This is a genomic window from Bradyrhizobium sp. I1.14.4 (genome assembly GCF_050435825.1).
Taxonomy (GTDB): domain Bacteria; phylum Pseudomonadota; class Alphaproteobacteria; order Rhizobiales; family Xanthobacteraceae; genus Bradyrhizobium.
The window spans coordinates 16,915-29,906 of the sequence record NZ_JBNDLA010000006.1 but is presented as its reverse complement, the minus strand read 5'-3'; the positions used below and the strand labels follow the sequence as shown (position 1 = coordinate 29,906).

Genomic DNA, 12,992 nt, shown 5'->3' with positions numbered 1-12,992 from the left:
AACCTGCTTAGCAGAGATCACGTGGTTGACGCATCACCACGTCGGCAGAAATGCGCGTTGCAAATTCATGCCAGCTCGACGATACCGGGCACCCCTCCTCACCTCGTTTTCCGTCATGGATCGCACGCCCTCTATAACCCGCGCCGCGCTGTGGATGTCAGGCTGGCTCGCACTGATGCTGATCGTGGCTGTGGCCGGCCGCGAGGCCACGCGCGAGGTCAACGTCTTCCAGCTGATGGCCGTGCGCGGCGTGCTCGGCTTCGTGATGCTCTATCCGCTGATCTACATGAATGGCGGGCTCGCGATCGTGAAGACGGCGCGGGTGCATATCCACGTCGCGCGCAACCTGATCCATTTCTGCGCGCAGCTCGGCTGGTTCTATGCGCTGACATTGATCCCGATCGGCCAAGTGGTCGCGATCGAGTTCACGATGCCGATCTGGACCGCGATCCTTGCGGCGAGTTTTCTCGGCGAGCGCATGACGTCCTGGAAGGTGGTCGCGATCGTGCTGGGACTGGTCGGCGTGTTCGTGATCGTGCGGCCCGCGACGGGCGCGATCAATCCGGGCCAGCTGATCGCGCTCGCCGCGGCGGTCGGCTTCGGCATCTCGGTCGCGGTCGTCAAGTCGCTGACGCGAACCGAGCAGACGCTGGCGATCATGTTCTGGATGCTGGTGGTGCAGTCGCTCGCGAGCATTGGGCCCGCGCTCTATGTCTGGACCTGGCCGCCGCTCTCGACCTGGGGCTGGCTCGCGGTGATCGCGTTCTGCGGCACCTTCTCGCACTACTGCATGGCGCGCGCCCTGCTCCACGCCGACGCGACCGTGGTGATCCCGATGGACTTCATCCGGGTACCGCTGACGGCGATCGCCGGCTGGCTGATCTACGCCGAGCGGATCGACGGCTACACGGTGCTCGGCGCGGCGATGATTCTCGCCGGCAACCTCTCGAACCTGAAGCCGGGCGCAAGGATGGCGGTGCGCGCAAGGTGATGCCAGACTGGCTGGCCTGGGTCTCATTCTCCCACGCGGTTAACCCTTGTTTAGACGTGGTCATTCTACCCTGCAAGCGAGGATTGCAGGAGGCGGTCGATGACTGTTTTGGAGAGCGCACCAGCCCGACCGTTGCTTGACGGCACGCGCAGCGTAGATGATGCACGCCTGTTGCCTTGGCTCAGCGCGGTGACGCTGTTCGTATCCGCACTCCTGCTGTTTTCGATTCAGCCGATGTTCGCGAAGATGGTGCTGCCCAAGTTCGGCGGCGCGCCGTCGGTCTGGTCGGTAGCGATGGTGTTCTTCCAGGCCGTACTGCTTGCCGGTTATGCTTATGCGCACCTGCTCGGTCGGCTATGCACGCCGCAGCGTGCTGGCCTTGTTCATTTGCTCCTGGTCACCGTCACCGCCATGACCCTGCCGATTGCGATCGCGCCTAACTGGGGCGCGCCGCCAGCCGACGGCACCGCGCTCTGGCTGTTTGGGCTGTTCGCAGCCTCGATCGGCTTGCCGTTCTTCACGCTGTCGGCCAGCGCCCCACTGCTGCAGAGCTGGTTCGCGGCGAGCGGTCATCGTTCGGCCAGCAATCCCTATGTGCTTTATGCAGCCTCGAATCTGGGTTCGTTCGCGGCACTGTTCGCCTATCCTGCAGTCGTTGAACCGCTCCTGACGCTCAAGATGCAGGCGAGCATCTGGTCCGTCGGCTTTGCGGCACTTGCGCTGCTCGTCGTGGCGGTCGCCCTCGTCGTCGGACGAGGCAGCGGCATCGCGATCGGAACGCCGTTACCGCAGACATCGACCATTAGCGTCGCAGACAGGCTGCGCTGGATCGCCTTGTCGGCTGTTCCATCCGGTCTCGTCATTGCGGTGACTGCACATCTGACGACTGACGTCGCGGCTGCGCCGTTCCTCTGGGTCATTCCGCTCGCACTCTACCTGATCACTTTTGTTGTCGTGTTTCGTGACCGGCCATTGATCGGCCATGCGACCGTAGTGCGTCTCGTTCCCTTCGCTGTGGCTCCCCTCGCGATCAGTCTCGTCGGCGCCAAGGTGTTCTGGCTCTCGACCATCCTCCTCCACCTTGTCGCGTTCACACTGCTGACGCTGCTGTGCCATGGTGAGCTCTATGCGCGGCGCCCGCATCCGCAGCGGCTGACCGAGTTCTTTCTATGTACTTCGTTCGGCGGCGTTGTGGGGGGCGCCTTCGCCGCGCTGCTGGCGCCGAACATCTTCTCCGGCACCTACGAGTATCCTATCCTGATCGCGCTTGCCTTGCTGGCGCTGCCCGGCATGTTCGCAGGCGGTATGCGCAGGAGCTTCATGAAGGCGTCGCCATGGTTGGTGCTGGCGATTGCGCTCGCTGCGTTTTGGTATACGACACGACTGGAACTTCCAGCGTCCTTTGAGCTGCCGTACAGGACGCTCCTGATCCTGCTCACTGTCTGCATGATGTTGCTGCGTCAGCGGCCGGTATCGTTGGCCGGACTGGTGATCACAGGCCTGGTGCTGACCACGTTCTGGCGCCCCGGCATTGCCCCGATCGACACCGTCCGTAGCTTCTTTGGCGTACATACGGTGGTCGACCTCGCCGACGGGAGTGCACGATTGCTCTTCCACGGCAACACGCTGCATGGCGCAGAGCGGCTACGCAACGAGGATGGCTCGCCGATCGAGGGCACGCCCGTGCCGCAGACCTACTACTATCCGGGCAGCCCGCTGGCGGAGGGGATCGCAGCCGCACGCAGCGCCATGGGCAGTACAGCGCGGGTTGCGGTCGTTGGACTCGGTACCGGTTCACTCGCCTGCTACCGTCGCGGCGGTGAAAAGTGGACCTTCTTCGAGATCGACCCTGAGGTGATCCGGATCGCAAGCAACTCCAGTTTGTTCACCTTCCTCTCGCGCTGCGCGCCAGAGGCGAAACTCGTGCTCGGCGATGCGCGACTGACATTGCAGGCCGCGCCGGACCGCTACGACCTGATCGTGCTGGATGCTTTCTCGTCCGATGCCATCCCCGTCCACCTGCTGACGAGCGAGGCGATCGCCAGCTATATGTCGAAGCTGACGCCACACGGCGTCATTCTCGTGCACATATCCAACCGCCATCTCGATCTGGCACCGATGCTGGCAAATATCGCGCAGTCCCAGAGGCTGACTGCGCTCCTCAAGCAGGCGTATCCCGTCGGCGACGTGATGCTCACGCTCAGGAGCGCGTCCCGGGTCGTGATGCTCGCACGCGCTCCCGAAGATGCGGGCGAGGCGGCTCAACGTTGGTCCTCGTTGCCGTCAGGTCCGAGCAACGAGGTCTGGACAGATGATTACTCCAATATCCTCGGTCCGATGCTGCGGACGAAGCTCGGCTTCTGAGCGCTCGCTGATACGGCTGGTCTCCCCTGCTCCCATCCGAACGGGCACGCTTCTCCCGGTTCACATCCGGCGAAATGCGACATCCCGCGGCGCGCGAATACACGCCGGGGACTTCGACGAGTCGTACGGTGGGATTGCGACCGTTACTTCCCGGCCGCCTTGCGCAGCGCCGCGTTGATGCGGTCCTGCCAGCCGGGGCCGCCTTCCTGGAAATACTCCAGCACGTCCTGATCGATCCGCAGCGTAACCTGCTCGCGGACGCCGGGGGCGGCTACAGTCTTTGGCGGAGCGTCAGCGACCTTGGTGGTGGCGCGCTTGAATGCCGCCTCGGCTTCGCTGCGGGCATCGTTCAGGGTTCGCGGTCGCCTCGGCTGATCGGCCATGTCTTGAATTCCTATATCTCAAATTCCTTCAAACAACGCTGTCGAGAGATAGCGCTCCGAGAATGACGGCACAATCGCCAGGATGGTCTTGCCCGCAGCCTCCGGCCGCTTGCCGATCTGCAAGGCGGCCGCGATCGCGGCACCCGACGAAATGCCGCCGGGAATTCCTTCGCCACGCGCCAGGGCGCGCGAGGTCTCGATTGCGGTCGCGCTGTTGACCTTGACGATCTCGTCGATCACGGAGCGGTCGAGGATGTCAGGGATGAAGCCTGCACCGATGCCCTGGATCTTGTGCGGCGTGTGTTGGCCGCCCGACAGCACCGGGCTCTCTTCCGGCTCCACCGCGACAACCCGCAGCGACGGCTTGCGCGGCTTCAGTACCTGGCCGACCCCGGTGATGGTGCCGCCGGTGCCCACGCCGGCGACAAAATAGTCGATGTTGCCGCCGGTGTCGTTCCAGATCTCCTCGGCGGTGGTGCGGCGATGGATTTCGGGATTGGCGAGGTTCTTGAACTGCTGCGGCATGACAGCGTTGGGCGTCGTGCGCACCAGTTCTTCCGCGGTCGCGATCGAGCCCTTCATGCCCTGCGCGGCCGGGGTCAGCACGATCTCCGCGCCGAGGAACGCCAGCATCCGCCGCCGCTCGATCGACATCGATTCCGGCATGACGAGCTTCAGCCGGTAGCCGCGCGACGCCGCGACATAGGCCAGCGCAATCCCGGTGTTGCCCGAGGTCGGCTCGATCAGCACCGTGTCGGCGTTGATGATGCCGGCCTTCTCCATCGCCACGATCATTGCCGCCCCGATGCGGTCCTTCACGCTGGCCGCCGGATTGAAGTATTCCAGCTTGGCGAGGATCGTCGCGTTGACGCCGCCAGCCTGCGGCAGCCTGCGAAGCCGCACGATCGGCGTCGAGCCAATCGCATCGACGATGGAGTCAAAGACGCGGCCGCGCCCGGGTTGCACTGCACTCGTTGTCGACGACGCGTCCATCAAGCGGCTCCTGTAGCGGGATGTGCTGGGAATATGCGGTCTTCTCTCATTAGAAGCAGCGCATCATGACGCGCAAGTGAGAAACCGCCGAGACACAAATTCGTTGCATCGCAAAATGAGAACCCGCGCAAATAACGTAAAACCTACGCATTTGTGTTGCGACAAGGTCAAACAAATGGGTCTATATACTTTGGTAAGGTGCAGCTCAGAACGCAAAGGAGGTCACATGCCAGCTCTCGCTGAAGTTCTGTCGACCGCAGCGTCCAGGCCCGATCCGCGCGGCAGCGATTTGCCGACCTGTCCGGTATGTGCGGACTCCATGGTGGCAGCCGAAGCCTCCGCGTACCTCTTCGACAATCTGATCAGCTATCTCTGGACCTGCGACAACTGCGGTTACGGGTTCGTTACCAAACACTCGGTGAAACCGATCGTGTGCAACTGATCACACAGCTCATCTCGGAGCGATGTCACCGCGCGCCCAACCGGCGCGCGTTTTCGTTCTGAAGTCTTCAAATGTGCCGTTTGCGACCGCGTTGCGGATGCCCTGCATCAGGTCCTGGTAATAGGCCACGTTGATTTCGGACAGCAGCATTGCCCCAAGCGTTTCGCCGGCACGCACCAGATGGTGCAGATAGGCGCGCGAATAGCTCCGCGCCGCCGGCCACGGGCTCTCCTCATCGAGCGGACGCGGATCGTCGATGTGCCGGGCGTTGCGCAAATTGATCTGCCCGAAGCGGGTGAACGCCATGCCGTGGCGTCCGTTCCGTGTCGGCATCACACAGTCGAACATGTCGACGCCGCGCGCCACCGCCTCCAGAATATCCTCCGGCGTGCCGACGCCCATCAGATAGCGCGGCCGACCAGACGGCAGCGCTGGCGCGGTCTCCTCGATCATCGACAACATCACCGCCTGCGGCTCGCCGACCGCCAGCCCGCCGATCGCATAGCCGTGAAAGCCAATGTCGGTCAGCCCGCTTGCGCTGGCGTGCCGGAGATCGGGGACGTCGCCGCCCTGCACGATGCCGAACAGCATGTAGCCGTCCGGCGCCGCCTCGAAGGCGCGCTTGGAGCGTTCGGCCCAGCGCAGCGAGAGTTGCATCGCCCGCTCGATGTCGGCGCGCTCCGCCGGCAGCCGCACGCATTCGTCCATCTGCATCGCGATATCGGAGCCGAGCAGCCGCTGCACCTCGATCGAACGCTCCGGCGACAGCTCGACCTTGTCGCCGTCGATATGTGAGCGGAAGGTCACGGCCTTCTCGGTCACCTTGCGCAACTCCGAGAGCGACATCACCTGGAAGCCGCCGGAATCCGTCAGCATCGGGCCGCCCCAGCCGGTGAAGCGCTGCAGGCCGCCAAGCGCCGCAATCCGCTCGGCGCCCGGTCTCAGCATCAGATGATAGGTGTTGCCGAGCACAATATCGGCGCCGGCATCGCGCACCTCGCGCCAATGCATGCCCTTCATCGCCCCCGCGGTGCCAACGGGCATGAATGCGGGCGTCCGCACGACGCCATGCGGCGTGGTCAGGCGCCCGGTGCGGGCGGCGCCGTCGGTTGCGAGCAGCTCGAAATGATTGGGAACGGTCATGCGGCTGCTTATTGCGTGTCGCCGATGCCCGATCAACCCGTCGGATAACGACTCTCGCGCGACTTCGTGAACGCGATCGGCTGGATGGAAGCTTGCCCTGGAACAGCACCTCCGTTAAACAAAACGAAACCGTATCGTTTTATGTCAAGAACAAGGCGACGGACCTTCCCGCCGCGACTTCAATCCGCGCGAAACCTGACTGGCCGAGATGTTCTCACCCCCCAGCGCCCGGCCTGACGGCGTCCGCCCTCGGATGACAACCGCGCGCGTGATCCGGCAAGCGGCCCTGCTGTGCGGGCTCGCCTTCGCGCTGGCGGCCTGTAGCTCGCTGCCGCGGATGCCTTACACAGCCGCCGACGCCGCCAATTCGCGGGTGCTCGATCTCGACGGGCTACGCCGCTACGCCGACGAGCCGGCGTCGAAATTCCGGCTGGAGAAGAGCGACCTCGCCCCGATCAAGACCTATCTCGCCCTCTCCGGCGGCGGCGCCGACGGCGCCTATGGCGTGGGTGTCCTCAACGGCTGGACCGCGGCCGGCAACCGTCCGAACTTTTCGGTCGTCTCCGGCGTCAGCACCGGCGGGCTCATTGCGCCCTTTGCCTTCCTCGGCCCGCGCTACGACGACACGTTGAGGGAAGTCTACACGTCGGGCATTGCGGAGAGCCTGCTGCAGGATCCGAGCCTGATGCGGGTCCTGTTCGGCTCCGGCCTGTTCGGCAACAAAAGGCTGCGCGAGCTGGTGGCGCGTTACGTCGGCCAGGACATCTTGAGCGAGGTGGCGCGCGAAAACGCCAAGGGCCGAAAGCTCCTGATCGTCACCACCGATCTCGACACTCAGCGCACGGTGATCTGGGACATGGGGCGGATCGCCGCCGTCGGAACGCCCGAGGCGCTGCAGCTGTTTCGCGATGTGATGGCCGCCTCCGCCAGCATTCCGCTGGTGTTTCCGCCGATCATGATCGACGCCGAGGGCCAGGGGCGGCGCTTCCAGGAGATGCATGTCGACGGCGGCGTGACGGCACCGGTCCTGACACTGCCGGACGCGCTGATGTTCCGCGAGCGCGCCTGGCCCGCCACTGGCCGCATGAACATCTACATCCTCGTCAACAAGAAGCTCGAGGGAAACTTCGAGCTGGTGTCGAACTCGACGATCGACGTCGCCTCCCGCAGCATTTCCGCGATCACGCAGGCGCAGACCCGCTCCGTCATCCTCTCGACCTATGATTTCGCCCGGCGCAACCGGCTGGGCTTCCATCTGTCCTATATCGAGCGCGATTATCCGGCGCCGGAAACGCAGGGCTTCGACACGACCTATATGCGAGCGCTCTACCAGTATGGCTACGAGAAGGCCGCTGCTGGCCAGGCCCGGACCGCGACCCCGCCCTGACCGGCCGGCCGCATGGACGAATCCGCACCGCGCGGGTTATAGATCGGACTGACCCGTCCGACACACAACGAGATGAATGGGCAATGGGATTGACGGCAACCAAGGCCAAGGTGGCCAAGCGCGGCGCGATCAAGTCACGCGGCGGCCGGCCGACCCGGGACGCTGCGATCGAGCGCGACCAGCGGCTGATCGAGGTTGCCACGCGCCTGTTCCTTGAGCGCGGCTTCGATGCGACGTCGATCGACGCCGTGGCCGAGGCCGCCCGCGTCAGCAAGCCCACCGTCTACGGACAGTATGGCGACAAGCGCGGCCTGTTCGCCGCGGTGCTCCGGCGCGAAATTGCCCGCTGGCTTGCCCCGCTCGCCGCCGCGGCGACCGAAATGCACAGCGATCGCTGCTGCGATGGTTCGGTCGAGGAGCGGCTGATCGATCTCGGACGCCAGTTGCTGGTGCTGAATTGCAGCGCGGACTCCATCGCCTTCAGCCGCATCCTGACCGCACAGGCGATCAATTTCCCCGAGGTCGCCAAGCTCGCCGTCGACGAGGGCTGGTCGAAAGCCGTGTCGACGACGGCGGATTTCTTCGACCATCTGGTCGGCAAAGGCGCCCTCGATCTCGAGGACACTACGATCGCGGCCGAGACGTTCCTCAACATGGTGGTCGGCCACACCCATCGGATGGCGACATTCGGGATTCCGATCGACATGAAGACCGCCGAGACCCGGATGGAAGTGTCGATCCGGCTGTTCCTCGCCGGCGCCGTCGGGCCGCAAGATCGCCTCCGCATTGCTGCGAAGGCGCGCCGCCGGCCGGCCCGCTGACAGTTTTAATAGGATCGTTCAATCGCCTCACACGTTGCCGTGATGAGCCTTGAATAAACAGAACGAAACCGTATTGTTTAGTTGCAAAGAGACGCGGAACCCGGTTCAGCCCCCCAAGGGTTTTGCGTCACCTTGCAAACTTCGACCGTCGCGACGGAGCTGCCGCCATCGCTTCGTCTGAACGTTCGGCGGCCGACCTCTGACTAACAAAGGTCGGCCGCATTTTCTCTGCCTGGGCGGCTCGACGCGACGGATGCGACCATGACGACGGGACGATTATACGCACTGCGGCATTGGGCATTCGGAACGCGGCTGCTCGTGACCGCGCTCATGGCCCTGCCGTTCGCGACGCCGGCCCATGCGATCACGAGTTCGGCCGCCGCGGCGCTCACCCCGCAGGACAGTGACAGCGCGCTCGACACGCATACGGTTCGCCGCGAGCTCGACAGCTTCCAGGCCGCCCAGATCTCGCTGCGCAAGGCGATGGCGATTGCGGAGGCGCTGCATTCCGGCGCAATCACCGCCGACATCAGCTTCGACGGCGCGACGGAGCCCGCGGTCTACCGCGTCAAGACCATGCAGCAGGACCGCATCTGGCAGCATGCCATCGATGCCTCGACCGGCGCCGTGATCGGTGGCGAGTCCCCTTCGCCGCTGGCGTCCCTCGGCACCGAAGACCGTGACAACCTCACCGTGCTCAGGGCGCTCCGGCATCGCCTCGCCGATGCGGTGCGCGTCGCCGAGCACACGACCTCGGGAAAGGCGATCAGCGGCGGCTTGATGCGCGAACGCGGCAAGCTCAATTTCGTTATCGTCGTGCTTGCCGGCAGCGATCTGAAAGAGGTGATCCTCGAGCCGCCCGGCGTTCGAAGGCGCTGAGGCCGGCGCGGGTGTTGCCAAGTCTTCGCTGGCCAAGTCTTCGTTGGCCAAGTCTTCGCTGGCCAAGTTTTCGCCCAAAGGCCGTTGACGGACGCCGATCTCTCCCGCATAAGTCCGCACCATGATCACCGCGACCAAACGCACGACCAAAACCACCAAGCCCTCCGGGGCCTCGGGAGGCGTGCGCGCGTAGTCGGTCGAGCCGCATCATCTCTACCCGAAGCCCCGCCTGATGAAGGTCCGGGGCTTTTTTGTTGCCTGCAGCACATCCAGCACATCTGAAATGGAGGACAAAGTGAGTAATGATCCCGTCGTCGCGATTGTCGGCGTCACCGGCGCCGTCGGCGCCGAATTCATCTCCACAATGGACAAGCGCGGCTTCCGCGTCGGCAAGCTGAAGGCGCTGGCGAGCGCCCGCTCGGCCGGCAAGACCGTCACCTTCCGGGGCAAGCCGGTCGTGATCGAGGAGCTGACCGAGCGCGCCTTCGAGGGCGTCGACATCGCGTTGTTCTCGGCCGGCAGCGGCATCTCGAAGAAGTTCGCACCGGTTGCGGTGAAGTCCGGCGCCGTCGTGGTCGACAATTCCTCGGCCTTCCGGATGGATCCGAACGTGCCGCTGGTGATCCCCGAGATCAACGCCAACCGCATCCGCGACCACAAGGGTATCATCGCCAACCCGAACTGCGCCGCCATCACCGCGCTGGTGCCGCTGTGGCCGATCCACCAGAAGAACCGCATCAAGCGCGTGATCATCTCGACCTACCAGGCCGCGAGCGGCGCCGGCGCGGCCGCGATGGACGAGCTGGTCGAATCGACCCGCGCCAGTCTCAACGGACAGGTCTACACGCCGAAGGTGATGCCGCACCCTTACGCCTTCAACCTGTTCAACCACAATACCGCCGTTGACCCGGAGACCGGCTACAACGACGAAGAGACCAAGGTCATCAAGGAGACCCACAAGATCTTCGAGGACGAGAAGATCGCGGTCGGCGTCACCTGCGTGCGGGTGCCGGTGCTGCGCGCGCATTGCGAGGCGATCACCTTCGAATGCGAGAAGCCGATCAGCGAGGACCAGGTGCGCGCGATCATGGTGCAGGCACCGGGCGTCAAGATCGTCGACGATCGCGCCAAGAACTACTTCCCGATGCCGATCGACGCCTCCGGCCAGGACGACGTGCTGGTCGGCCGCATCCGCAAGGATCTCAGCGACCCCAGCGGCCACTCGATCTCGATGTTCGTCGCGGCCGATCAGCTGCTCAAGGGCGCTGCACTGAACGCGGTGCAGATCGCCGAGCTGCTGCCCGAACGCGCGATGGCGTGAGGTGAAGCCGCAAGATCCGTCATCCCCGCGCAATGGCGTAGCCATGGTCGTCGCTGGAGGCGCGAGCTCTTGCGAGCCTCGAAGGATGCATCGCCCCCAGTCGGGCCGTCGCCCTTCGAGGCCTCCGCTACGCTCCGGCACCTCCAGCGACAACGGCAAAGCCGTTGCGCGGGGGTGACGGTGACGGAGCATGGTTCGCGGAGTCAGTCGCGCGCCCGAAACAGCAAACACGCATCGCCGTACGAATAGAACCGGTAGCCGTCCCTGATCGCGTGCGCGTAGGCACGCTGCATCGTCTCGAGGCCGGAGAACGCCGAGACCAGCATGAACAGCGTCGAGCGTGGCAGATGAAAGTTTGTCAGCAGGATATCGACCGCGCGAAAGCGATAGCCCGGCGTGATGAAGATCGAGGTTTCCGCCGCAAACGGCTGGATCGTGCCGTCGGCGTTGGCGGCGCTCTCCAGCAGCCGCAGCGACGTGGTGCCGATCGCGACGATCCGGCCGCCCTTGGCGCGCGCGGCGTTCAAGGCTGCCGCGGTCTCGGCGGTGATGCAGCCCCACTCGGCATGCATCTTGTGCTCCGATGTCTCCTCGGCTTTCACTGGCAGGAACGTCCCTGCCCCGACATGCAGCGTCAGGCGATGCAGCGCGACGCCGCGGCTGCGCAGCACGGCCTCCAGCGCCGGCGTGAAGTGCAACCCGGCCGTCGGCGCTGCGACCGCGCCTTCATTGGCGGCGAACATGGTCTGATAGTCGCTGACATCCTGATCGTCCGGCGTCCGCTTGGAGGCGATGTAGGGCGGCAGCGGCGTGGCGCCGACATCTGCGATCGCCTGGTCGAGCACCGGACCATGGAACGAGAATGACAGCGTCACCTCGCCCTCCTGCCCTTTGGCCTCGACCTGTGCATCGAGATTGCCGAGCAGGCAGACCTTGCCCTCATTGCCGAAGCGGATGGTATCGCCGGGCGCAAGCTTCTTCGCCGGCTTCACCAGCGCCTGCCAGCGCGAGCCGTCGAGCCGCTTGATCAAGGTCGCCTCGATCTTCGGCTCGGTCTCGCGCCCGATCCGGCGGCCCCTAAGCTGGGCGGCGATCACCTTGGTGTCGTTGACGACGATCTGATCGCCCGGCTCCAGCCACTGCGGCAGATCGGCCATGCCGGCGTCGCGCAATACGCCGTCCGAATGCACCACCAGCATCCGCGCGGAATCGCGCGGGCTCGCGGGCCGGAGCGCGATGCTCTCGGGCGGCAGTTCGAAGTCGAAGAGGTCGGTGCGCATTGTTCAACGCCGTCGTCCCGAGGCACGCGAAGCGTGAACCTCAGGTGCGCAATTGCGCACCTGAAGGTTCGATGCTGCGCATCGCCCCGGAATGACGGTTACGTTCTCAAGCCGCGTCGGCGGCCATGTGCGCCTTGACGATCTTGTCCGGATCCTTCACCGGCTCGCCGCGCTTGATTTTGTCGACATTCTCCATGCCCTCGGTGACCTTGCCCCAGACCGTGTACTGGCCATTGAGGAAGGAGGCGTCGTCGAAGCAGATGAAGAACTGGCTGTCGCCGGAATCCGGATTGGCGGCGCGGGCCATCGAGGCGGTGCCGCGGACATGCGGCTCCTTGTTGAACTCGGCCTTCAGCTTCTTGCCGGAGCCGCCCATGCCGGTGCCCTGCGGGCAGCCGGTCTGCGCCATGAAGCCGTCGATCACGCGGTGGAACACGATGCCGTCGTAGAAGCCTTCGCGCACCAGTTCCTTGATCCGCGCGACGTGGCCGGGCGCGAGATCCGGGCGCATCTCGATCGTGACGGGGCCTTGGGTGGTTTCGAGGATCAGAGTATTTTCGGTAGCAGCCATGCTCGCTTCTCCTGGCTTCGGGGTGGATATTTCTTGTTCCTGAATGGGATCGCGAATGGGCGGCCAGCCACCGCGCCGCCCAGGCTCTCGGTAAATGGCAACGGCGTGCAGCGTTGCAAAGTCTCCATCACCGCGATCCGGTACGCAATCCGGTCGTTGTCGGTCGCCTCCTGCGATTCATAGCTGATCCTGGGATGCCCGAGGATCGCGCCCTCACGGTTGAAGCTGACAATGACGGTAATGTCGATCGGGCCGGCCTTGTCCGCCGGCGGCGGCCGCCAGCAGCGGTGGATGGCAAGAACGACGTCCCTGATCGTACTGAGTTGCTCCGGCTCGGCCTGCGCCGACGTGGTCAGCGCAAGCCACACCGTCAGCGGCGCCGCGAACCAGGCAAGCGGTTTGCTGCGGGCCGCCATC

The 12,992-nt window shown here is 64.7% G+C and carries 13 protein-coding genes; 7 read left to right on the top strand and 6 right to left on the bottom strand.

Annotated elements, in window-relative coordinates; genetic code table 11:
* Positions 1-115 precede the first annotated feature (115 nt).
* Together ABIB78_RS14415 and ABIB78_RS14410 are read left to right on the top strand one after the other, a co-directional pair.
* Positions 116-991 (top strand): DMT family transporter, encoded by an 876-nt coding sequence (locus ABIB78_RS14415; RefSeq protein ID WP_429025430.1) that lies wholly within the window; start codon positions 116-118, stop codon positions 989-991.
* Between the two features lie 99 nt (positions 992-1,090).
* Positions 1,091-3,355, top strand: a complete 2,265-nt coding sequence (locus ABIB78_RS14410) for a spermidine synthase (RefSeq protein ID WP_429025427.1) — start codon at positions 1,091-1,093, stop codon at positions 3,353-3,355.
* A gap of 143 nt (positions 3,356-3,498) precedes the next feature.
* Here ABIB78_RS14410 and ABIB78_RS14405 read toward each other — a convergent pair whose 3' ends face one another.
* Together ABIB78_RS14405 and cysK are read right to left on the bottom strand one after the other, a co-directional pair.
* Positions 3,499-3,738, bottom strand: coding sequence for a BrnA antitoxin family protein (locus tag ABIB78_RS14405; RefSeq protein ID WP_429025425.1), 240 nt, complete (start codon positions 3,736-3,738; stop codon positions 3,499-3,501).
* Positions 3,739-3,756: 18 nt separating this feature from the next.
* A complete protein-coding gene (gene cysK, locus ABIB78_RS14400; RefSeq protein WP_429025423.1) occupies positions 3,757-4,731 on the bottom strand; it encodes a cysteine synthase A in 975 nt (324 codons plus the stop codon).
* A 226-nt stretch (positions 4,732-4,957) separates the two neighbouring features.
* Here cysK and ABIB78_RS14395 point away from each other — a divergent pair, with 226 nt between their 5' ends.
* Positions 4,958-5,173 (top strand): hypothetical protein, encoded by a 216-nt coding sequence (locus tag ABIB78_RS14395; protein WP_298363274.1) that lies wholly within the window; start codon positions 4,958-4,960, stop codon positions 5,171-5,173.
* A 9-nt stretch (positions 5,174-5,182) separates the two neighbouring features.
* Here the strand turns inward: ABIB78_RS14395 and tgt are convergent, their stop codons facing one another.
* Positions 5,183-6,316, bottom strand: a complete 1,134-nt coding sequence (tgt, locus tag ABIB78_RS14390; protein WP_429025420.1) for a tRNA guanosine(34) transglycosylase Tgt — start codon at positions 6,314-6,316, stop codon at positions 5,183-5,185.
* 253 nt (positions 6,317-6,569) lie between these two features.
* On the opposite strand from tgt, the gene ABIB78_RS14385 reads away from it, so the two are divergent.
* The 4 genes from ABIB78_RS14385 (at position 6,570) to ABIB78_RS14370 (ending at position 10,724) form a co-directional block, all read left to right on the top strand.
* Positions 6,570-7,703 carry a patatin-like phospholipase family protein gene (locus ABIB78_RS14385; RefSeq protein WP_429025417.1) on the top strand — a complete coding sequence of 378 codons (1,134 nt, stop codon included), beginning with the start codon at positions 6,570-6,572 and terminating at the stop codon, positions 7,701-7,703.
* Positions 7,704-7,786: 83 nt separating this feature from the next.
* Positions 7,787-8,524 (top strand): TetR/AcrR family transcriptional regulator, encoded by a 738-nt coding sequence (locus ABIB78_RS14380; protein WP_429025415.1) that lies wholly within the window; start codon positions 7,787-7,789, stop codon positions 8,522-8,524.
* 261 nt (positions 8,525-8,785) lie between these two features.
* Positions 8,786-9,403 (top strand): PepSY domain-containing protein, encoded by a 618-nt coding sequence (locus ABIB78_RS14375; RefSeq protein ID WP_429025413.1) that lies wholly within the window; start codon positions 8,786-8,788, stop codon positions 9,401-9,403.
* Positions 9,404-9,686: 283 nt separating this feature from the next.
* A complete protein-coding gene (locus tag ABIB78_RS14370) occupies positions 9,687-10,724 on the top strand; it encodes an aspartate-semialdehyde dehydrogenase (protein WP_429025412.1) in 1,038 nt (345 codons plus the stop codon).
* A gap of 203 nt (positions 10,725-10,927) precedes the next feature.
* Here ABIB78_RS14370 and queA read toward each other — a convergent pair whose 3' ends face one another.
* The 3 genes from queA to ABIB78_RS14355 form a co-directional block, all read right to left on the bottom strand.
* Positions 10,928-12,004 (bottom strand): tRNA preQ1(34) S-adenosylmethionine ribosyltransferase-isomerase QueA, encoded by a 1,077-nt coding sequence (gene queA, locus ABIB78_RS14365; RefSeq protein WP_429025409.1) that lies wholly within the window; start codon positions 12,002-12,004, stop codon positions 10,928-10,930.
* Between the two features lie 106 nt (positions 12,005-12,110).
* The gene (locus ABIB78_RS14360; protein ID WP_429025407.1) at positions 12,111-12,575 is read right to left on the bottom strand and encodes a peptidylprolyl isomerase; all 465 of its coding nucleotides are present in this window, start codon (positions 12,573-12,575) and stop codon (positions 12,111-12,113) included.
* A complete protein-coding gene (locus ABIB78_RS14355; protein WP_429025405.1) occupies positions 12,551-12,991 on the bottom strand; it encodes a hypothetical protein in 441 nt (146 codons plus the stop codon). Before ABIB78_RS14355 ends, ABIB78_RS14360 begins: the two co-directional genes overlap by 25 nt.
* Position 12,992 lies beyond the last annotated feature (1 nt).

What these genes read in the sequence shown, in the direction of transcription:
- ABIB78_RS14415 (WP_429025430.1), top strand. Translation starts at nt 116, where the DNA reads ATGGATCGCACGCCCTCTATAACCCGCGCCGCGCTGTGGATGTCAGGC.
- ABIB78_RS14410 (WP_429025427.1), top strand. Translation starts at nt 1,091, where the DNA reads ATGACTGTTTTGGAGAGCGCACCAGCCCGACCGTTGCTTGACGGCACG.
- ABIB78_RS14405 (WP_429025425.1), bottom strand. Translation starts at nt 3,738, where the DNA reads ATGGCCGATCAGCCGAGGCGACCGCGAACCCTGAACGATGCCCGCAGC.
- cysK (WP_429025423.1), bottom strand. Translation starts at nt 4,731, where the DNA reads ATGGACGCGTCGTCGACAACGAGTGCAGTGCAACCCGGGCGCGGCCGC.
- ABIB78_RS14395 (WP_298363274.1), top strand. Translation starts at nt 4,958, where the DNA reads ATGCCAGCTCTCGCTGAAGTTCTGTCGACCGCAGCGTCCAGGCCCGAT.
- tgt (WP_429025420.1), bottom strand. Translation starts at nt 6,316, where the DNA reads ATGACCGTTCCCAATCATTTCGAGCTGCTCGCAACCGACGGCGCCGCC.
- ABIB78_RS14385 (WP_429025417.1), top strand. Translation starts at nt 6,570, where the DNA reads ATGACAACCGCGCGCGTGATCCGGCAAGCGGCCCTGCTGTGCGGGCTC.
- ABIB78_RS14380 (WP_429025415.1), top strand. Translation starts at nt 7,787, where the DNA reads ATGGGATTGACGGCAACCAAGGCCAAGGTGGCCAAGCGCGGCGCGATC.
- ABIB78_RS14375 (WP_429025413.1), top strand. Translation starts at nt 8,786, where the DNA reads ATGACGACGGGACGATTATACGCACTGCGGCATTGGGCATTCGGAACG.
- ABIB78_RS14370 (WP_429025412.1), top strand. Translation starts at nt 9,687, where the DNA reads ATGGAGGACAAAGTGAGTAATGATCCCGTCGTCGCGATTGTCGGCGTC.
- queA (WP_429025409.1), bottom strand. Translation starts at nt 12,004, where the DNA reads ATGCGCACCGACCTCTTCGACTTCGAACTGCCGCCCGAGAGCATCGCG.
- ABIB78_RS14360 (WP_429025407.1), bottom strand. Translation starts at nt 12,575, where the DNA reads ATGGCTGCTACCGAAAATACTCTGATCCTCGAAACCACCCAAGGCCCC.
- ABIB78_RS14355 (WP_429025405.1), bottom strand. Translation starts at nt 12,991, where the DNA reads ATGGCGGCCCGCAGCAAACCGCTTGCCTGGTTCGCGGCGCCGCTGACG.